Origin of the sequence: Promicromonospora sp. NPDC023805, from assembly GCF_040639635.1 — a bacterium.
Lineage (GTDB): Bacteria > Actinomycetota > Actinomycetes > Actinomycetales > Cellulomonadaceae > Promicromonospora.
Genome location: NZ_JBFAAH010000001.1, coordinates 31,344 through 48,659, shown reverse-complemented (window position 1 = coordinate 48,659; position 17,316 = coordinate 31,344). Strand labels below are relative to the sequence as shown.

The window sequence follows — 17,316 nt, the reverse complement described above, 5'->3', positions numbered from 1 at the left end:
CAGTTCGTGCTGGATGTTGAACGTGGCGATGCGCAACCTTTGACCCACACCTGCCGTAGTGGGTGGCATGACGCATGAGAACGGGGCGACCGTGAGCAACCTCTGGACGGACAGGCCGTCGGACGGCGACGAAGTACGTGAGGTGCGGGTCTCCGTTCCGCGCACCCGCGACGCGGGGTTCACCGCGTTCGTGCGGGACTCGGGCGCCTACCTCCACCGCACCGCATACCTGCTCTGTGGGGACCCCCACCGCGCGGAGGAGCTGGTCCAGTCGACGTTCGAGCGGGTCTACCGCAACTGGGCCAAGGTCCGGCCGGACACGCAGCGCGCCTATGCCCGCCGGATCCTGGTCAACCTGCGGATCGACAGCTGGCGGCACGGGCGTCGAGAGTGGTTTCCGGGTGACGACAAGATCCCCGTGGCAGCGACTTCGGACCATGCCGCGCAGGTCGTCCTGCGGGACGAGCTGGTCCGCGGGCTGGCACAGCTGCCGACCTCGCAGCGCCGAGTGGTGGTGCTGCGGCACCTGCTGGACCTGCCCGAGGCGGAGGTCGCCCGCGAGCTCGGGCTGGCGGTCGGCACGGTAAAGGCCGCGAACTCGCGTGGGCTGGCCCGGCTGCGGGACCTGCTCCGCGCGGGCACGGAGGCCATCGAGCCGGTGGAGTTCGACGAGCAGGCCGTGCTGGACCGGAGCCGGGCGGCGCTGCTGCGGCGACGTGCCGCGCAGGTCCTGGGGGCCGCGTGCGTGGTGCTCCTGCTGGCGCTCGGGGTGGTGACACGCGGCCCGGTGCCGCTGCCTGTCGTCGGACCGGTCGTGCTGCCGGGTGGACAGCTGATCGCGCCCCTGCTGGAAGACGGTCGCGCCGAAAGTGTCCGTCCCGGTCCCACACCGGCGGGCAACACCCCGGTCGCCTGCCCCGATGAGGTCCCCGAACCCACACCGGCGCGGGCCGCCGAACCAGGCGAGAACCTCGGCGGGCTCGACGACCCGGTAGTGGTCGACACCTCAGCCTCCCGCCCGTTGACCTGCTACGACGTTGACATTGAGGCGGTCACACCCGGGTCGTTCGACGACGATACCGGGGTGCCCGTCGCCGACAACGGAGAGCCGCTGCCGGTACTCGGTGGGCTCTCCGAGACGGGGGACATCTGGGCCGCCGTGGTTCGGTCCGGGCCTGGTGGCGCGGTCGACGAGGCCTTTGTCAGTGCGGGTGGGTACCGGGGTGCGCCGATCGCGTCCATACCGACAGAGACGCTCGGCGGTGTGGTGCTGTGGCCGCTCGGCGTCGCCACGCGGAGCGGCCAGGTGATCTGGGGAGAGACGACCGGAGGGGTGGGCCCCATGCACGCCGCCAACGTGCGCACGTTCCGAACGGGTCAAGGGCCGAGAACACTCGCGGCGTACGAGGGGCGGCTGTGGCACGTCGCCGCCACACGTGACCACGCACTGTGGACAGACGGGGCGGAGTACAACAACACACGCCTGCTCACCACACCTATCGACGACCCCGGGACGCCGACGGAGCTCGCAACCGGCGTGACCGCCATCGCGGCCGACGACGACGAGGTCGTCGCCGCCGTCCTGAGCGCTGGATCCGGCGGGACCAGCACCACGTCGATCCGGCTGTTCGACGACCTGGCCGGCGGGGACCCCACCGGCACCACCTTGTTCGAGGTGGAGCACGACTCGTTGGCCGAGGTCACCGCGATCGCAGTCTCGGACGATGTCGTAGCATGGGCGGTCATCCCCATCAACCTCGGGTCTCAGGCGCGGGTCGACCCCGTCCGCCCCGAGCCTCTGGTGAGCACCCTCTACGTCGTCGACCGCCTCGGTGAGCGCAACAGCATCGTGCAGCAGGCCGACCGAGGTATCGACGACCTCCGCGCGTCGGGTGGTCTGATCACGTGGAACAGCACCGTCACCGCTGGTGAAGGGTCCGTCTCGTCCTACCTGTACCGCGCGACGCCGTCGGCCTCCGGATATGACGGCCCGGACCTCGCCCGGTTCCCAGGCGACTCGGCATCAGATCTGGCGGGCAGCCGCACCGCCTGGCTCGAGAACCAGGGCCAGCGGCACTGGCTCGTCGAGGGCGCGGTCACCCCCGCACTGGACCGCGACTGATCCGTACCACCGGCGGCGGGTTCGAGTCGTCGTAGATGCGGGCAGCGCTCAGCAGCCCGGACTCGCCCCGTACGTACACCGCGACGCCGGCCTCGGGCGGCAGGTCGGTCACGCCCCAGCGCACCACGTTGTACTCCAGCGCGCAGGCCCGCCCGTCGTCGGTCACCGTGCAGTGCTCGAGCGGGATGCCGCCGCCGTTGGAGAAGAATGAGGTGAACAGCGCGCGCAGCTCCTGCTCGCCGCGGTGCACGTACTGCCCGCCGGCCGGCTCGCGCACCGTCGCGTCCCGCTCGAAGGCCGCGACCGTTGCCTCGACGTCGCCGGCGGCCAGCGCCCGCTGGTAGTCGCCCACCACTCCGGCCTCCGTCGCTGCTTCGTCGGGTTGCAGCAGCGGTGGCCGGTTGGCGTGCGAACCGGTGATCGGCCAGGTGCTGAAGTACATCCGCAGCTCGTGCAGGCCGGCGTCCGACCGTTCGGTGACGATCGCGACCGGGAGCTCGACCCGCCCCTGTCCGGCGTCGTACCGCAGCACGACCTCCTCCACCGTGCGGTGCGGGGTGACGATCAGGTCGACGTCCTCGACGGTGCAGGCGCCCGCGCGCAGCTCCTCGCTCATCATCTCGACGAACCGCCGGAACGCGGCACGCCCCTTGACCCTGCCGCGCACCGGGTGGTGGAGCTCTGGCTCGCCCGCGAAGGACCCGACCAGCGCGTCCACCTCGCCCGACGTCACGCCGTCGAAGAACGGGACGGCGACGAGCGGCGAGCGGCGGTGCTGGGACAGCTCCGCGACGTACCTCGCGGAGAAGAGCTCAGGAAACCACGGCATCGAACGATTCCTTCCGTCGGGGCTGTTCGCCCGGTGCGGCCTGGGTCTTGCTGGCGGAGCTCATGCGGTGCTCGCTCCCTGGCGGCTCCAGGGCAGGACGACGAGCTTGCCGCGGGCGGCGCCGGACTCCATGAGGGTGTGCGCGTCCCGGATCTGGTCGAGGTCGAACACGCTGTCGACGGGTACCACCGCGTGACCGGCCGCGACGTCGTCGAGGAATCCCTGCAGGACGTCGGCGGGCAGGTCGTCGGCCTCGCCGGAGTAGGCGGTCAGGCGTACTCCCGAGGGCAGGTAGCCGATGGGGTAGAAGTCCTTGACGGTCCACACGTTGGAGAGCATGCCGGTGAAGCAGGCGGTGCCGTGGACACGGACGGCGCGCAGGGTGTCGGGCAGCGTGGGCGTGCCGACCAGCTCGATGGCGCCGTCGACGCCGTCGGGGAGGATGGCGCGCACCTGTGCGGCGACGTCGCCGTCGTCGAGGAGGACGTGGTCGACGCCGATCTGGGTCAGCGCGTCGTGCTTGGCCGGGCTGCGGGTGGTGGACAGGACCGTCATCCCGAGGCGCTTGCCGAGGACGGCGGCGGCCATACCGACCGAGGAGGTACCGCCGCGGACGAGGAGGCTCTGGCCCGGCTTGGCGTCGAGGCCGACCGTCAGGGAGCCGTAGGCGGTCTGGAGCATCTCGGGGACGGCACCGAGCGTCCGCCAGGGCAGGCCGGAGCGGAACGGGATGACCTGGCCGACCGGGACGCAGGTGTACTGGGCGTAGCCGCCGTCGTAGGCGCGGCCCATCCCGCCCATCATCGTCACGACCTGCTGACCCGGGGCGAACGTGCCGGTGGGGTCGCTGTCGACGACTCCCGTCGCCTCGATCCCGAGCACCCGTGGGTAGGTGACGGCGTCGCCGGCGAGCCCGAGCCGGGTGTGCAGCTCTGACCGGTTGAGCCCGAAGGCCTCGACACGGATCCGTAGCCAGCCGGCCTCGGGCTCGGGTACCGGGAGCTCGCGGACGTGCAGGTTGGTCACGGGGCCGGGTTCGTCGAGCACGACGGCGCGCATGGTGTCGGTCATGGTGTCTCCTTCTGGCTGCTGTCGTCCTGGCTGCTGTCGTCCTGGCTGCTGTTGCCCTGGGTGGTGTCATCGTCGAGCAGCTCGCGGATCCACGCGCGCTCGGCGCGGCTGGTCGCGCGGGCCGTGAGCAGGATGCCGCGGCGGTAGGGGTCGGTGAGGTCGGCGGCGCGCAGCGGGCGGTCGCCGTCGTAGAAGAAGCTGGCGGGCTGCTCGAGGTAGTCGAGGCGGCGGCGTAGGACGACGTCGCGCTCGGCGCGGTCGGGCAGCAGGGACAGGAACGACAGCACGACGAAGAAGCGGCTGCCGTCCGTGATGTCGTGCCCGTCGGCCCCGCGGAGCCGGTCGAGCATGCGGGTGCGGCCCGCCTCGGTGAGGCGCAGGGTCTGGCGCGGGGCGCCGGCGCGGCCGGGTTCGCTCTCGCGCGTGACGAGGCCGCCCTTGATGAGGCGGGTGATCGCGGGGTAGAGGGTGCCGTCGCTGATGCTGCGGGCATAACCGTGCAGCTGCTCCATGCGGCGGCGCAGCTCGTACCCGTGCAGGGGCTCCTCGGCGAGGAAGCCCAGGATCATCAGCTCGATCACAGCCACAGCCTAGTACCTCGATCCGAGATACCTCGAATCGAGGCTCGAGCCCAGTGACTCGGCCCGGAGTTCACGTCAGCTCCGGGCCGAATCACTGGGTCGGCAGACCTTTGTCAGCCGCCCCCGGTCAGGGCTTCTGGTTCACCTCGTCCACGATGGTCCGCTCGACGATCGCCTGCGCGTCCGTCATGCCGTCGGGGTAGGCGTTCGCGACACCGAGCAGGTCCTTCGTCTCCGGATCGAAGATGAGGTCCTGCCGGTAGTACTGCAGGTCGACGCCGACGGCGATGCCGGGCCGCCCGATCGCGTCGGTGATCCCTGGCGTCACGATCAGCCCGTCGACCCGGCCCAGCGCCTCGAAGATCGCCGCCTGCGACCTCGGCGTCAGGTAATGCAGCAGCTCGTAGGCCCTGATGAACATCGACGCCGCCGGTCCTTCGTCCTCAACCGGAGGCTGGTCCCGCAGGTAGTCGTACATCGCGTCGGCGTCGGTGGGCGCGTCCAGCTTGAGCCCCGGCTCCGAGCTGCAGTCGCCGCCACCGTCCGCGAGAGCCCGCTCCAGCCCGCCGTCCTCGCAGGTGTACAGCGGCGTGTCGAGCGGATCGCCTACCGAGTACGTCGCCGTGGCCCGGCCGTCCTGGGTCCCGTCGACCGAGAACCAGCCCGTGTAGTTCTCGGAGATCTTCGTGACGCCCGCTCCCTCACCCTCTCCTATGACCTGGTACCGGTTGGTTCCCGTCGTGCGGTAATAGATGAACTGGTCGCCTCGAACCTCGTCCCACGAGTCGTCCGCGGCGGCGACCGTCCGGGTCGCGGCCGCCTGCAGGATCTCCGCCGCTGAGGCCGCGCCGGGCGGCACCGCGGCCGCGCCGCCGTCGTCCTCCCACGGCATCGAGAGCGTGGCAGTGGGCGCGAAGAGCAGGCCCCCCGCGACCGTCGCCGCGAGGCCCAGCCCCACAGCAGCCCGGACCGCGGGCCTGCGCGTTCCTCCGTCGCGTCGCCGGCCGCCCGGCCGGCGTCCGTCGGCCGACCCGCGCCGGCCGCCCGGACCCCGCACGGTCCAGAGCAGGCCGCTCCCGGCCGAGTGCCCGTGCCGACCGTCCGTCGCGGCAACGGGCGCCGTCATCTCCGCGGTCAGCCGTGCCTGCGCCGACCGGAACGCGGCCTCCTGCTCGGCCTCCGAGGGGTCCAACAGCACCCCCGTCATCTGCAGTGCGTCCAGCTCGGTCCCGCCGGGCTCCTGCCCGGTCCACGTGGTGCTCGTGCTCATCGCGCGTCCTCCTCTTCGTCCCAGAGCCCACCCGGAAGTGCCGCGCGGACCAGCTTGCGTGCCCGGTGCAGCCGGGAGCGCACCGTGCCCTTCTTGATGTCGAGGGTCGTCGCGATCTCCTCGTAGCTGAGGTCGCCCCACGCCCAGAGCAGCAGCACGTCCCGGTCGCCGGACCGGAGGCCACCGAGCGCCGCGCCGAGCGCGCCGCCCGCGGCCCGGGCGGCGACGTTCGTCGTCGCCAGGTCGGCAAGACCGTCCTCGGGGAGCGTTGTCCCGACTCGCGCCATGGCGCGGTAGCGGGTCTCCTCCGCTCGGCGGTGCTGGGCGACCTCCCTGGTCGCGATCCCGAGCAGCCACGGCCGGGCGTCAGAGCGGTCCATGTCGTAGGAGGCCCGACGACGAAACGCCGCCACGAACGTCTCGGCCACCACGTCCTCGGCGTGCTCCGGACCCACGCGGCGGTACGCGTACCGGTGGACCGTCCTCGCGTGCCGACCGTAGATCGCCGCGAACTCCTCCGGCTCGTGCAAGGACGACGCGATCACCTGGGCGTCGGACCGCCCCACCTCGGGCGCGACGTCGGTACCCACCAGCTCGGCGGCCGCCGTCATGGCGCCGCCCCGCCCCGGGGCCTGCGGTCTCTCGTGCGCATCGTGTCTCCCTGCCCGTCGGAACCACTGTCACCCAGGTATCCGCGCGGGAGACGGAATCGGTTCACGGCGGTGGCAGGGCAGCTCGGGGAGGCGCCGGTGTCCCCGGCTGGTCGGGATGCCGTCTGGACAGCCGGTTCACCCGCTCACACGGGCTAGATAAGAGGCAGACCGGCGAGCGCGGTGGAACCGTTGCACCATGACGCTCCCACCCCGGTCGGCCTCCGAAGATGCCGGCGTGAACTACGTCGGCGACCTCGCCCGCGCATGGGCCCTGCTCGAGCCCATGCAACGGTGGGTCGACGCCGCGCCCGGCGGTCCGCGGCCCTCGGAGGAGCTCGTGCAGGACTTCCTGCTGAGCGAGGATCCGTACCCGGCCGGCACCGCGGTGTTCGCCGCACGCTGGCGGTCAGGGCGGTGGGGCGTTGGCGTGATCACGGCGCGCGTCGACGACGACGAGTGGGCAGTGGAGTTCCTCGACCACAGGGACATCGTCTTTCGCGACCACGCCGAACTGGTTCCCGCACTCTGGTGAGCCGGGTGAACCTGCTCGGACCGGGCGAGCAAGCAGGCCGGGCGGCCTCAGCTCACAGCAGCTCGACGCTGTCCGCCTGCGGCCCCCGGTCACTCTGACGCACCTTGAACCGGACCCGGTCACCCTCCTCCAGGACCTCGTCGCCCCGCACGACGGACACGTGCACGAACAGGTCCGCGCCCCCGGAATCGGGGGTGATGAAGCCGAAACCGCGATCGGCGTCGTAGCGCGCGACGGTGCCCTCGCCTCCGCGTACGGGCCCGCCCGATGCCGCGGGGCGGCTCGGCCGACCACGGTCCGTGGCCGGACGCCCACTCCCGGAACCGCGCACGAGCTGCACGTTGCGGGCGTTCGGCCCCTTGTCGCCGTCGACGACGTCGAACGTCACGCGGGCACCCTCGGAGAGCTCGGTCAGACCTCGGCCGAGCGCGTTGACGTGGACGAAGACGTCCTCGCCGCCCGAGTCGCGGGCGACGAACCCGAAACCCTTGGTGTCGTCGTACCAGGACACCGTGCCGTCCGCGCCGTCGGACGTCGACCGTGCAGCCTGCACGGTCTGTGCGGCCTGCGCCCCGAGCGGTAGCAGATGGTCCGCCTGCGGCCCCTTCTCCCCGTCGACGACGAGGAACGCCACCCGCTGCCCCTCCGAGATCACACCGCCACCGACGATGGCCGAGCTGTGCACGAAGATCTCGCCGCGGTCGTCGTCGGGCGTGACGAAGCCGTATCCCTTGGCCGGCTCGTACCAGCTGACGGTGCCCAGTACGCCCAGGGGCGCGTCGGCGGCCCGCTCGCCCGTGACACGGACGCGGCGCGCCTGCGGGCCACGCTCACCCTCGCCCACCTCGAACTCGACGGCCTGCCCCTCGCGGAGAAGCTTCGGTCCGTCGTCGCCGACGATCTCGGACGCGTGGACGAACAGGTCCTCTGCCTCGTTCCCGAGGTCGATGAAGCCGAACCCTCGGTCGGCGTCGAACCATCGGACAGATCCCTGGGGCACTGAAGACTCCTCAACTCGGCAGACATTGCTGTCCTCCAGTGTCCCTGACAGAACGCCGGACGGGTGCGCCGAACCGTTTCGGGCGTAGCTCCGTCGAGTGCGGACCGGATGTCGGCTAGCCGGCGGCGGCGCAGCCTATGCAGGTGCGGGCCGTAGGCCGGGCCAGCAGGCGGTCGCGTGCGATCGCTTGTCCGCAGCGCTCGCAGTGGCCGTAGCTGCCGGAGGCGATCCTCGCGAGCGCGGCGTCCACGTCGGTCAGGTGGTTTCGGGCCGCGGCGAGCAGTGTGCTCGCCTGTGAGCGCTCGAAGGCGATCGTCGACCCTTCGGGGTCGTGCTCGTCGTCGGCTGCGGTGAGCCGTGACGCCTCCACCATCGAGGCAATGCTGCCGGAAAGCGAGGAGATCAGGTCGGCCGTGCGCTCACGATCGGCTGTCAAGAGCCTACGGACCTCGGCGATCGGAGGCATCTCTCAGTCTGTCGTTCGGGCGTCCGGTAGCGCGGCAGAGAGCAGCAGACCGCCGACTGCCAGCCCTATCCGTCCGTGGGGCAGCTCGGGGGAGTGGTGGTAGCTGCCGGTTACCGTGAATGACTCCCCGGGCCGGACGTTGCGTGGCTCGATGAAGCCGTTCCGGGATCCCTGCGCATCCGAGAGGTCAGTGACGTCAGCCTGCACCCATACCTCGATCGGCTCGACTCGCTCGGCGGCGGCGGTCACTTCCGCACGCAGTTCATGGTCGAGGTAGCCGGTGGGGTCGAGGGGCCGTACGCCTGTGGTGACGATCCCGCGGAGCGTCGCCTCGATCCCACCGACTGTGACCGTCTTGTCGAGTGGTACGTCAAGGGCGATCGTGCTCGAACTCGCGAGGACCACGGGGCCAGACGTCCTCTCAGGCGGGTCGAACGACAGCCCGCGCGGTCTGCGGGGGAAACGCGACGTGGTGCTGCTCAGTCCGTTGTCGACGCCGACGAGTTCCGCACCGCTCACGGCGTCTGCCAGCAGCGCTGCGAGCTCGGACGCGGCGGTACGGGCGTCACGCCGGACGGCGTCCCACGCTCGGAACCAGCGCGGGTCAGGGGTCTGGAATCTCTCGAGCTGGGTGATCCGCCCGAACTCGCCGTCGGCGATCCGCTGACGGGACTCCTCCGCAGGGTGCTCGTGACGGACGTGATTGCGCGTGATGGCCTCGCCGACGTGCAGATCGAGGTTCTGCCAGGCGGCACGGGCCTTGGGGATATTGCCGCGCTTGAGCTCGGCCAGGAGCAGCTGGCGTTCCGCGATCGCTGCTTGGACGGGTGACCTCGCGGCATGGGCGGCGTCCATGAGGCTGGAAGCGGCGTTGTCGAGGTCCGTACGGAGCTCCGCTGCCGCTTGCCCGGGCATCGCGGACTGCTTGAGCAGTCGCGTTCCGTTGTTCAGGGAGACCGTGTAGCGCTGTTCCAGCACGGCGTTCATCTGCTGCTCGAGCGAGATGAGGCGTGACTGCGACTGTTCAACCTGAGTGAGCAGGCCGAGGACGCCCGCGGCGAGGCCGCCCGCGTCGTCTCCCGCCAGGGCCCCGACGAGACGGCGCGCGCCGACCTGCGCCACCATCAGGGCGAGAGCGCTCAGCGGTTCCACCCTTGTGAGTGTGCCACCTGCAGTCCGGTTAGCGCTCACATTGGGCCATTCGGACGGGTTGCGGCGTTGGTAACCTTTGCGCGGCTTGTGGTCACCGAACCGCGCACCACTGCCTCGATCCTTCGAACGGACAGCCATGAAGACAGCGAGGCACTCCACGCGGAACGGCGCGCGCAGGTACCGGGTCATGTGGGGCGCCGCGCTCGCGGTGGCCGTCGCGGCCGTTCTGGCCTACCCGGTCATCGGGTCGCTCTCCGGCGATGCGGCCGACGTCGCACGGACCGCTGCCGTCGCGGCCCCCGGCGGCTCTCAGGTGAGTACCCCGGCCGTCACCCGACCCCCACGGGCAGCCCGACGCCGACGGCCTCCCCGACCCCGGAGCCCAGTCCTTCCGCCCCGAAGCCGCGGCCGTCGCCCAAGGCGACCCCGCCGCCGTCGACCACCGCGGCGTCCGCAGGACGGATCAGCCCAGGGACCACGTACGAGGGCGACGCCACCCACTACGACGCCGCGGACGGCAACGGCGCCTGCAGCTTCCGCCCGAGCGACGACATGATGATCGTGGCGATGAACGAGACCGACTACGAGACCGCCGGGGCCTGCGGCGCCTCCGTGCTCGTCCGGGCGGCGAACGGGAGGTCCGTCACGGTGCGCGTCACCAACGTGTGCCCCCTGCCCTGCGCACCCGGGCAGCTCGACCTCAGCAAGCAGGCCTTCGCCGAGCTCGCCGATCCGATGCTCGGCCGGATCCCGGTCACCTGGAGCCTGCTGAGCCCCGATACGGCCGACACGATCTCGATCCGGTACAAGGGCGGGTCGAGCCAGTGGTAGTGCGGCATCCAGGTGATCGACCACCGCAACCCGGTAGCGAAGCTGGAGGTCGACGCCGGGGACGGCTGGCAGGCGTTGCCCCGCACGGGGTACAACTACTTCCTCTCCGAGAACGGCAGCGGGTGTGGCGGCGAGATCAGGATCACGGACATCTACGGTGAACGGCTGACCGTCGGTGGGCTCCCGGTGAGCGCGGGCGTCGTGCAGCCGACCGGGGTCCAGTTCGCCCAGCACTGAAGCTCGCTCAGCACTGTTCACTTCGCGCTATGACTCGATTGTGCCCGATGGCGGCGCGGTCGAGTTTCAGACCGCTTCCGCACCCGCCGCGAGCGCATTCATACATATGATGTGTGCGCATGGTCGAAGAGGCCGGGAAAATTACCCGGGCGATACGATGAGCGATCGTGCGGCCCCCGTGATCGCGCGTCGGAGGAGGAGAGACACGTGGTTCAGCAGGCACCGACCAGTACGCAGGTGACCCGAAACCGGCCGGCACTCGCCGAGGCAGTGATCCGGGCGCTGGTGCAGGACGTCGTCACCGAGAAGTACGCGCCGGGGACCGCGCTGCCGTCCGCCGCCGTGCTGTGCGAGACGTTCACGGTGAGCCGCACCGTGATCCGCGAGGCGCTCACGGCGCTGGCGGAGAAGGGGCTGGTCGCCGCGCGTCAGGGCTGGGGCACGGTGGTGCTCGACCGGGAGTCCTGGTCGCTGCTCGACACCATGGTCCTGGAGGCGATCTTCCAGCGCGACGACAGCCTGCTGTTCATGGACCAGCTCATCGGGATCCGGACGGTGCTGGAGGGCCTGATGGCGTCGTCGGCGGCCCGGCAGGTCGACGACGACGCCCGGGCGGCACTGTCCCGCCAGTTCGACGCGCTGAACGCCTCGCTCGACGACCCCGACGAGTACGCCGAGGAGGACATCGCCTTTCACGCGCTGGTCCACCGGATCTCCGGCAACGAGTTCGCGCGAGCGATCATCTCCAGCATCCAGGGCAAGGCCCGTCTCGTGGCCCAGTACACCGGCGCGCCGCCGAAGGGGCACAACGAGCTCACGCACGAGGAGCACCGCCACATCTTCGAGGCCATCATGAGCGGCGATACGGAGGCGTCGGCAGACCTGATGCGCGCGCACATCTCCCGGAGCTGGGCCCGGCGCCGCCCCAAGGGCTAGATGTCATTCGTATGATAAGTTACGACCCATGAAGATCACGGGGTATCGGAGCCTGCTCACCGTGCACCGGTGGGGCCGGCCCGTCGGGGACGTCAACGGCGTGGTCCGCAGCGGCGTGACCGAGGTCCCGGTCGTCCTCGTCGAGACCGACGGCGGTCTGACGGGTGTCGGCCTCGGGTCGCACGACGCGATCGACCGAGTCTTCCCGGCGATCGAGGGGGAGGACCCCCGCGCGGTCTCCGCGCTGTACGACCGGATGCTCTCCTGGGTCTTCAAGGCAGGTCACGCCGGATCGACCTTCGCCACGATCGGGGCGCTGGACATGGCGCTCTGGGACCTGAAGGCGAAGATGGCCAGTGAACCGCTGTGGCGCCTGCTGGGCGCGCGGGACCGGTTCGTGCCCGGGTACGCGTCCGGCCTCGAGTACGGCCTCGACGAGGACGGTCTCGTGGACCTGTACTCGCGGTTCGCCGACCGCGGGTTCACCGGTGCCAAGGTCAAGGGCGGGCTCGACCTGCGCCGCGACGTGGCCCGTCTCGGCGTGGTGCGCGAGGTGATGAGCCGGAACAGCGAGAACCCGGCGCTGATGTACGACGTCAACGAGAGCTGGGGCAGGCACCAGGCGCGGCGGCAGCTGGCACAGGTCGAGGCGCAGGTCGAGCTCACGTGGATCGAGGAGCCGGTGCGGCGCTGGGACGTCGAGGGGCACCTGGCCCTGGCGCGGTCGACGTCGACCGCGCTCGCCACCGGCGAGAACCTCACCGGGCTGGAGCAGTTCCGGCCGCTCGTCGAGGCCGGGGCGGTCGACGTGGTGCAGACCGGGAGCGTCTGGGGCCCGACCCACTTCATGCGGGTCGCCGCCTACGCGCACGCACACGACCTGCCGGTCAGCCCGGTCGCGTACAACTGCAACCCGCTGGCCGCCGCGGCCGCCGCGGTGCCCAACCACCTCGTGAGCGAGGTCCAGGACCTGTCGTTCCCCGTCGGCCTGACGGTCGACCAGTCCTTCGAGGACGGCGGCATCATCCTCGGCGACGAGCCGGGCCTCGGTATCGCGGTGGACGAGACGGAGATCGCGGCGATCACGGGGACGGGGTCGTGGGCGGCGCCCGCCGGCCCGCACGTCCGTCCGCGCGATGCCGGGCTGCGGCTGGCGCAGCGCCGAGACCCGGCGGCCCAGCTCAAGGTGGCCTCGGTCGGCTGACCCGCGGCTGCCCCGGAGCCGGGGGAGTGCGTCCGTGACCTCCGCGTGGATACGGGCGTACTGCACCAGCACGCCCGTCCGCGTCACCGCGACGGTGGGTGGCATGGCTGGGCTCTCCTCCGTCGGAATGCCTGTCGGGGCCTGGTGATCCGGCAGCGGGCAGACATGTCCGGAGCGAGACGTACTATGTGTGATGACCAACGACACTTGGCATACATGTTATCTCTGGTAGAGTCTGACGCGAGGCAAGGGGGCCGAGTCAGGGCCTTCAGGCGCATCCCAGTCATGCACTGCTGCTGATGAGATAGGAACAACGATGTCCTTGCGTACTCGCTCCGCCGGCCGCACGCGGCTCGGACGGCTCACTCTTGCGGCGGCGGTCGTGGTCCCCGCGCTGGCGCTCGCCGCCTGTGGCGGCGGTGCTGAACCCGGTTCCGGCGCCGACTCGCCCTACGGCTTCGCGGCGGAGGAGCAGGAGGCCGACAGCCCCATCACGGTCTGGGTCGACGCCGCGCGCGAGCCCGCCGTCGACGCGTTCACGAAGGCCCACCCGGACATCCCGGTCGACGTCGAGACCTACGACGGCGGCGCGAACGGCTCGGGCAGCTTCCAGACCAAGGTCACCGCGTTCGACCAGGCCGGCTCCGGCTGGCCCGACGTCGTCTTCTCCACGCAGAACAACGACGCCGCCTGGGCGGCCGTCGGCCAGACGCCGTTCGCGGCCCCGCTCGACCAGGGGTACTTCGACCAGGAGTTCCTGGACGGTTTCACCCCCGGCGCCCTCGATCCCACGACCGTCGACGGCACCGTGTACGGCCTGCGCAACGACCTCGCGTCCGTCGTGACGTGGTACGACCAGAGCCTGTTCGACGAGTTCGGGTACGAGGTCCCCACCACGTGGGAGGAGTACGAGGCGCTCGGGGAGCAGGTCGCCGAGGAGCACCCCGGCTACATCGTGGGCTCCGTCGGCGACGCCTGGGCGCCCGAGGTGTACTTCTGGGGCGCCAAGGCGCCGATCAACACGGTCACCGGGACGGACACCTTCAGCGCGGACACGTCCGACCCGAACTCCGTGAAGATGGCTGAGATCCTCGACAACCTGATCGAGTCGGGATCCGTGGTGCAGGACAGCGTCTTCGACGCCGAGTTCGTCAGCAAGTACTCGGGGAAGACGCTCATGCTGCCGGGCCCGATCTGGTTCAGCGGCGCGCTCTTCCAGAACAAGGACTCGCTCGACGCCCCCGAGGGCACGATCGGGGCGGGGCTGCCCCTGGCCTGGGAGGGCGAGGAGGCCGTGACCGGGAACGTGGGCGGCGGCACCTGGTTCGTCTCCCAGCACTCCAAGAACCTCGACGCGGCGAAGACGTTCCTGGAGTTCGTCACGAGCGCCGACGAGTACCAGGTCGACCTGGGGCCGGGCCTCCCGGCCTACGCCTCCGCGGCGGATCAGTGGCTCGCGAACCAGGCCGAGTCCGGCTACTTCGCCGGCGACTTCACCGCGGACGTCACCGCGGCGTCCGGCCAGGTCTGGGACGGGTGGGGCTACCCCCGGTTCAGCCAGGAGGCGGTCTTCGCCAAGACCGTGACGCCCGAGCTCGCGGCGGGCAAGAAGCTCGTCGACCTGCTGCCCGACTGGCAGACGGCCCTGGAGAACGAGGCCCAGGTGAACGGATACACGGTCGAGTGATGGTGACAGCACAGCGGTCCGGCGCCGCTCCCGCTCCGGGAGCGGCGCCGCCGCGGGCGGCCGCGGGCCGGGTCAGGCGGCACGACAGCCTGGCCCGGAGTCGCAGCCGGATGTCGTACCTCTTCGTCTCCGGCTACACGGTCCTCCTGCTCATGTTCGGCCTGGCGCCCACGGTCTACGCGGCCTACCTGTCGCTGACCAAGGAGGACCAGTTCGTCGGCCTGGACAACTTCGTCCGGGTGGTCGACGACTTCCGCTTCGGGCCCGCGGTGCTCCACGTCGCGCTGTTCGTCCTGTTCTGGCTGGCCGGGCTGGTCCTGTTCGTCGTCGTCCTGTCCCTGCTGGTGCACGGGCTGGCCAGCCGCAGGCTCAGCACCGGCCTGCGGTTCGTCTACTACATCCCGGGTGCGCTGGCGGGCGCGTCGAGCGTGATGCTCTGGCTCTTCGTCCTGGACCCGACGGTCAGCCCGGTCTCCTGGGTGCTGCACGCCATGGGGATGGAGACCTTCGTGCAGACGGTCTCACCCGGGAACCTGCCGGTGATCTTCGCGATCATCGCGTTCTGGACCGGTGCCGGCGGCTGGATAGTGGTGCTCTACGGCGCGCTGAACAACGTGCCCGGCGAGGTGATGGAGGCGGCGCGGATCGACGGCGCGAGCCGGCTGCGGATCGCGCTCAGCATCCAGCTGCCGATGATGCGCAAGTGGATCTCGTACATGGCCGTCATGTCGCTCGCCGCGGGCACCCAGCTGTTCGTCGAGCCACGCATCCTGTCCCAGGCCAGCAAGGGCGTGGTCCCGGTGGACTACTCGCTCAACCAGCTCGCCTACCTCTACGCGTTCAAGCAGACCGACCAGAACGGGTCGGCCGCCATCGCGATCCTCCTGCTCGTGGTCTCCCTCGGCCTGAGCATGTTCTTCGTCATCAAGGGAGGACTCTTTGAGCGCGACTGATCTGAGGCCCGCGATTCCGACGGCGCCCGCCGCCCGCGGCCGACGTCGGGCAGAGCCCGACCCCCGGGCGTGGCTGGGACGCGCGTTCGTCGCGATCGCGCTCACCTTCTTCGCCCTGTTCTTCGCGGTGCCGATCCTCTGGCTCCTGAACGCCACGACGAAGTCGCCCCGCGACCTGCTCACCACCGCGCCGTTCGCGCCGGGGACGTTCACCGACCTGGCAGCGAACTGGGACGCCCTGGTCAGCTTCCAGGACGGCATAGTTTTCCAGTGGCTGGGCAACGCGGGGCTGTACTCCGGCGTCGCGCTCGTGCTGACGCTCCTGACGAGCATCCCGGCCGGCTACGCGATGGCCCTGGGGGAGTTCCGGGGCCGCAAGGTGCTCCTGACCACCACCCTCGTGGTCATGCTCATCCCGAACACGGCGCTGGTGCTGCCGATCTTCCTGGAGCTCTCGGCACTGCAGCTCGTTGGCACGGCGGCGTCGGTGATCCTGCCGTTCTCGTTCTTCCCGTTCGGCGTGTACCTGACGTACATCTACTTCTCCTCGAGCATCCCGGCGGACCTTCTCGCCGCCGCCCGGATCGACGGCTGCGGGGAGCTGGGCGTCTTCACCCGCATCGCGCTCCCGCTCGCCAAACCGGTGGTGGCGCTCGTCGGGTTCTTCAGCTTCGTGGCCAACTGGAACAACTACTTCCTGCCGTTCCTGGTCGCGCCCGGCCCCAAGGCGCCCATCCAGGTGGGCCTGGCCGAGATGCTGGCCAACGTGCCACAGTTCAACCCGACGGCCGCCGGCGTGACGACGATCGAGCTGCCCGCGCTGGCACTGGCCACCCTGCTGTCGGTGGCCCCGGTGCTGCTGATCTTCCTCTTCTCGCAACGATTCCTGGTGGCGGGCATGACCGCCGGCGGGACCAAGGAGTGAGTACGAACATGGTGGAGAGACACGGTCTTGTCGTGAACATCGTCCCGGAGCGGCGCGAGGAGTACCTGCGCCTGCACGCCGACGTCTGGTCGCAGGTCGAGGTGACCCTCCAGGCGTGCAACGTGCACAACTACACGATCTTCGTGCTGGAGAACACGCTGTTCGCCTACTACGAGTACACCGGCACCGACCACGAGGCCGACATGGCCCGGATCGCGCAGGACCCGGTGACCCAGGAGTGGTGGAGGCACACCGACCCGTGCCAGACGGCGTTCGGCCAGGACGCTGCGCAGGGCGAGCGGTGGCGGGACATGCAGGAGGTGTGGCACCTGCCATGACTGCTACACCTGCGCCGGTGCCTGACCGGTCGCCGCACTGGCCGCGTACAGGAGCTCCCTCAGATCCGGGACGGCCTCGCGGTCGCGGTGCCAGACCAGCCGGAGGCTGAGATCGCCGGTGGCGAAGGCGAGCCGGGTGAGCTTGCCGGAGGCGAGAGGGCGAGCGGGGCGGTGTCGACGTCGCAGAACTGCAGCTCCTCTATCAGGAGCGGGACCCCAGCTCTGACGGCATGGACTACGGCATCCTGCCGTACCGGCCGGGTCTGCTGACCCTCCATTCCGATCGGGTGGAGCGAGGGGAATGCTGCGGTCATCACCTTCAACGCGGCGATCCCCGGCATCGTGCAGAGCAAGGTGAATGCCGGCAAGAACGTGCACCTGGTCGACGTGTACGGCGCCCTGACCGCCTCCGACCTGGACGACGGGGTCCACCCGACGCCCGGCGGAACCGACGCGCAGCTGTGGACTGCTGGGGAGGCTCCAACCAGCGGTGGACCTACACCGCCGGCAAGCAGCTGAGGGTGTACGG

20 protein-coding genes are annotated in these 17,316 nt (G+C 70.5%); 11 read left to right on the top strand and 9 right to left on the bottom strand.

The genetic code is table 11. The features are described from left to right. Positions 1-67 precede the first annotated feature (67 nt). Positions 68-2,122 carry a SigE family RNA polymerase sigma factor gene (locus AB0F70_RS00270; RefSeq protein ID WP_357442303.1) on the top strand — a complete coding sequence of 685 codons (2,055 nt, stop codon included), beginning with the start codon at positions 68-70 and terminating at the stop codon, positions 2,120-2,122. On the opposite strand, the gene AB0F70_RS00265 is transcribed toward AB0F70_RS00270, so the two are convergent. The 5 genes from AB0F70_RS00265 to AB0F70_RS00245 form a co-directional block, all read right to left on the bottom strand. Next, positions 2,097-2,951: a nuclear transport factor 2 family protein gene (locus tag AB0F70_RS00265; protein ID WP_357442302.1), complete on the bottom strand. Its 855-nt coding sequence runs from the start codon at positions 2,949-2,951 to the stop codon at positions 2,097-2,099. The two genes, AB0F70_RS00270 and AB0F70_RS00265, sit on opposite strands and share 26 nt — an antisense overlap. 60 nt (positions 2,952-3,011) lie before the next feature. Further along, entirely contained in the window at positions 3,012-4,022 is a 1,011-nt protein-coding gene (locus AB0F70_RS00260; RefSeq protein ID WP_357442301.1) for a zinc-binding alcohol dehydrogenase family protein, read from the bottom strand. Further along, positions 4,019-4,603 carry a PadR family transcriptional regulator gene (locus tag AB0F70_RS00255; protein WP_357442299.1) on the bottom strand — a complete coding sequence of 195 codons (585 nt, stop codon included), beginning with the start codon at positions 4,601-4,603 and terminating at the stop codon, positions 4,019-4,021. The genes AB0F70_RS00260 and AB0F70_RS00255 overlap by 4 nt, the downstream gene beginning before the upstream one ends. 127 nt (positions 4,604-4,730) lie before the next feature. Continuing rightward, positions 4,731-5,873 (bottom strand): CU044_5270 family protein, encoded by a 1,143-nt coding sequence (locus AB0F70_RS00250; protein WP_357442297.1) that lies wholly within the window; start codon positions 5,871-5,873, stop codon positions 4,731-4,733. Then, on the bottom strand, positions 5,870-6,484 hold the full coding sequence (locus AB0F70_RS00245) for an RNA polymerase sigma factor (protein ID WP_357442295.1): 615 nt from the start codon (positions 6,482-6,484) through the stop codon (positions 5,870-5,872). The genes AB0F70_RS00250 and AB0F70_RS00245 overlap by 4 nt, the downstream gene beginning before the upstream one ends. Before the next feature lie 238 nt (positions 6,485-6,722). On the opposite strand from AB0F70_RS00245, the gene AB0F70_RS00240 reads away from it, so the two are divergent. Then, entirely contained in the window at positions 6,723-7,058 is a 336-nt protein-coding gene (locus tag AB0F70_RS00240) for a hypothetical protein (protein ID WP_357442293.1), read from the top strand. 52 nt (positions 7,059-7,110) lie between these two features. Here AB0F70_RS00240 and AB0F70_RS00235 read toward each other — a convergent pair whose 3' ends face one another. The 4 genes from AB0F70_RS00235 to AB0F70_RS00220 form a co-directional block, all read right to left on the bottom strand. Beyond that, positions 7,111-8,058, bottom strand: coding sequence for a cold shock domain-containing protein (locus tag AB0F70_RS00235; protein WP_357442291.1), 948 nt, complete (start codon positions 8,056-8,058; stop codon positions 7,111-7,113). Positions 8,059-8,173: 115 nt separating this feature from the next. Beyond that, a complete protein-coding gene (locus AB0F70_RS00230; RefSeq protein ID WP_357442289.1) occupies positions 8,174-8,431 on the bottom strand; it encodes a TraR/DksA C4-type zinc finger protein in 258 nt (85 codons plus the stop codon). A gap of 96 nt (positions 8,432-8,527) precedes the next feature. After that, positions 8,528-9,676 (bottom strand): hypothetical protein, encoded by a 1,149-nt coding sequence (locus AB0F70_RS00225; protein WP_357442287.1) that lies wholly within the window; start codon positions 9,674-9,676, stop codon positions 8,528-8,530. A 329-nt stretch (positions 9,677-10,005) separates the two neighbouring features. Beyond that, complete coding sequence (locus AB0F70_RS00220) at positions 10,006-10,173, bottom strand: hypothetical protein (RefSeq protein WP_357443603.1); 168 nt, start codon at positions 10,171-10,173, stop codon at positions 10,006-10,008. On the opposite strand from AB0F70_RS00220, the gene AB0F70_RS00215 reads away from it, so the two are divergent. The 9 genes from AB0F70_RS00215 to AB0F70_RS00175 all read left to right on the top strand — a co-directional run bounded on the left by AB0F70_RS00215 (position 10,139) and on the right by AB0F70_RS00175 (position 17,306). Then, positions 10,139-10,507: an expansin EXLX1 family cellulose-binding protein gene (locus tag AB0F70_RS00215; RefSeq protein WP_357443530.1), complete on the top strand. Its 369-nt coding sequence runs from the start codon at positions 10,139-10,141 to the stop codon at positions 10,505-10,507. The two genes, AB0F70_RS00220 and AB0F70_RS00215, sit on opposite strands and share 35 nt — an antisense overlap. Before the next feature lie 12 nt (positions 10,508-10,519). Beyond that, entirely contained in the window at positions 10,520-10,744 is a 225-nt protein-coding gene (locus tag AB0F70_RS00210) for a hypothetical protein (RefSeq protein ID WP_357442285.1), read from the top strand. A 207-nt stretch (positions 10,745-10,951) separates the two neighbouring features. Beyond that, a complete protein-coding gene (locus AB0F70_RS00205) occupies positions 10,952-11,680 on the top strand; it encodes a FadR/GntR family transcriptional regulator (protein WP_357442283.1) in 729 nt (242 codons plus the stop codon). A gap of 28 nt (positions 11,681-11,708) precedes the next feature. Continuing rightward, positions 11,709-12,884 carry a mandelate racemase/muconate lactonizing enzyme family protein gene (locus AB0F70_RS00200; protein WP_357442281.1) on the top strand — a complete coding sequence of 392 codons (1,176 nt, stop codon included), beginning with the start codon at positions 11,709-11,711 and terminating at the stop codon, positions 12,882-12,884. A gap of 316 nt (positions 12,885-13,200) precedes the next feature. Continuing rightward, a complete protein-coding gene (locus AB0F70_RS00195) occupies positions 13,201-14,571 on the top strand; it encodes an extracellular solute-binding protein (protein ID WP_357442279.1) in 1,371 nt (456 codons plus the stop codon). Further along, positions 14,571-15,524, top strand: coding sequence for a sugar ABC transporter permease (locus AB0F70_RS00190; RefSeq protein ID WP_357442277.1), 954 nt, complete (start codon positions 14,571-14,573; stop codon positions 15,522-15,524). Before AB0F70_RS00195 ends, AB0F70_RS00190 begins: the two co-directional genes overlap by 1 nt. After that, positions 15,511-16,449: a carbohydrate ABC transporter permease gene (locus AB0F70_RS00185; RefSeq protein WP_357442275.1), complete on the top strand. Its 939-nt coding sequence runs from the start codon at positions 15,511-15,513 to the stop codon at positions 16,447-16,449. Before AB0F70_RS00190 ends, AB0F70_RS00185 begins: the two co-directional genes overlap by 14 nt. Before the next feature lie 8 nt (positions 16,450-16,457). Further along, complete coding sequence (locus tag AB0F70_RS00180) at positions 16,458-16,787, top strand: L-rhamnose mutarotase (protein WP_357442273.1); 330 nt, start codon at positions 16,458-16,460, stop codon at positions 16,785-16,787. Positions 16,788-17,129: 342 nt separating this feature from the next. Then, on the top strand, positions 17,130-17,306 hold the full coding sequence (locus AB0F70_RS00175) for a hypothetical protein (RefSeq protein ID WP_357442271.1): 177 nt from the start codon (positions 17,130-17,132) through the stop codon (positions 17,304-17,306). Positions 17,307-17,316 lie beyond the last annotated feature (10 nt).

What these genes read in the sequence shown, in the direction of transcription:
- AB0F70_RS00250 (WP_357442297.1), bottom strand. Translation starts at nt 5,873, where the DNA reads ATGAGCACGAGCACCACGTGGACCGGGCAGGAGCCCGGCGGGACCGAG.
- AB0F70_RS00200 (WP_357442281.1), top strand. Translation starts at nt 11,709, where the DNA reads ATGAAGATCACGGGGTATCGGAGCCTGCTCACCGTGCACCGGTGGGGC.
- AB0F70_RS00230 (WP_357442289.1), bottom strand. Translation starts at nt 8,431, where the DNA reads ATGGTGGAGGCGTCACGGCTCACCGCAGCCGACGACGAGCACGACCCC.
- AB0F70_RS00195 (WP_357442279.1), top strand. Translation starts at nt 13,201, where the DNA reads ATGTCCTTGCGTACTCGCTCCGCCGGCCGCACGCGGCTCGGACGGCTC.
- AB0F70_RS00240 (WP_357442293.1), top strand. Translation starts at nt 6,723, where the DNA reads ATGACGCTCCCACCCCGGTCGGCCTCCGAAGATGCCGGCGTGAACTAC.
- AB0F70_RS00260 (WP_357442301.1), bottom strand. Translation starts at nt 4,022, where the DNA reads ATGACCGACACCATGCGCGCCGTCGTGCTCGACGAACCCGGCCCCGTG.
- AB0F70_RS00180 (WP_357442273.1), top strand. Translation starts at nt 16,458, where the DNA reads ATGGTGGAGAGACACGGTCTTGTCGTGAACATCGTCCCGGAGCGGCGC.
- AB0F70_RS00190 (WP_357442277.1), top strand. Translation starts at nt 14,571, where the DNA reads ATGGTGACAGCACAGCGGTCCGGCGCCGCTCCCGCTCCGGGAGCGGCG.
- AB0F70_RS00265 (WP_357442302.1), bottom strand. Translation starts at nt 2,951, where the DNA reads ATGCCGTGGTTTCCTGAGCTCTTCTCCGCGAGGTACGTCGCGGAGCTG.
- AB0F70_RS00245 (WP_357442295.1), bottom strand. Translation starts at nt 6,484, where the DNA reads ATGACGGCGGCCGCCGAGCTGGTGGGTACCGACGTCGCGCCCGAGGTG.
- AB0F70_RS00270 (WP_357442303.1), top strand. Translation starts at nt 68, where the DNA reads ATGACGCATGAGAACGGGGCGACCGTGAGCAACCTCTGGACGGACAGG.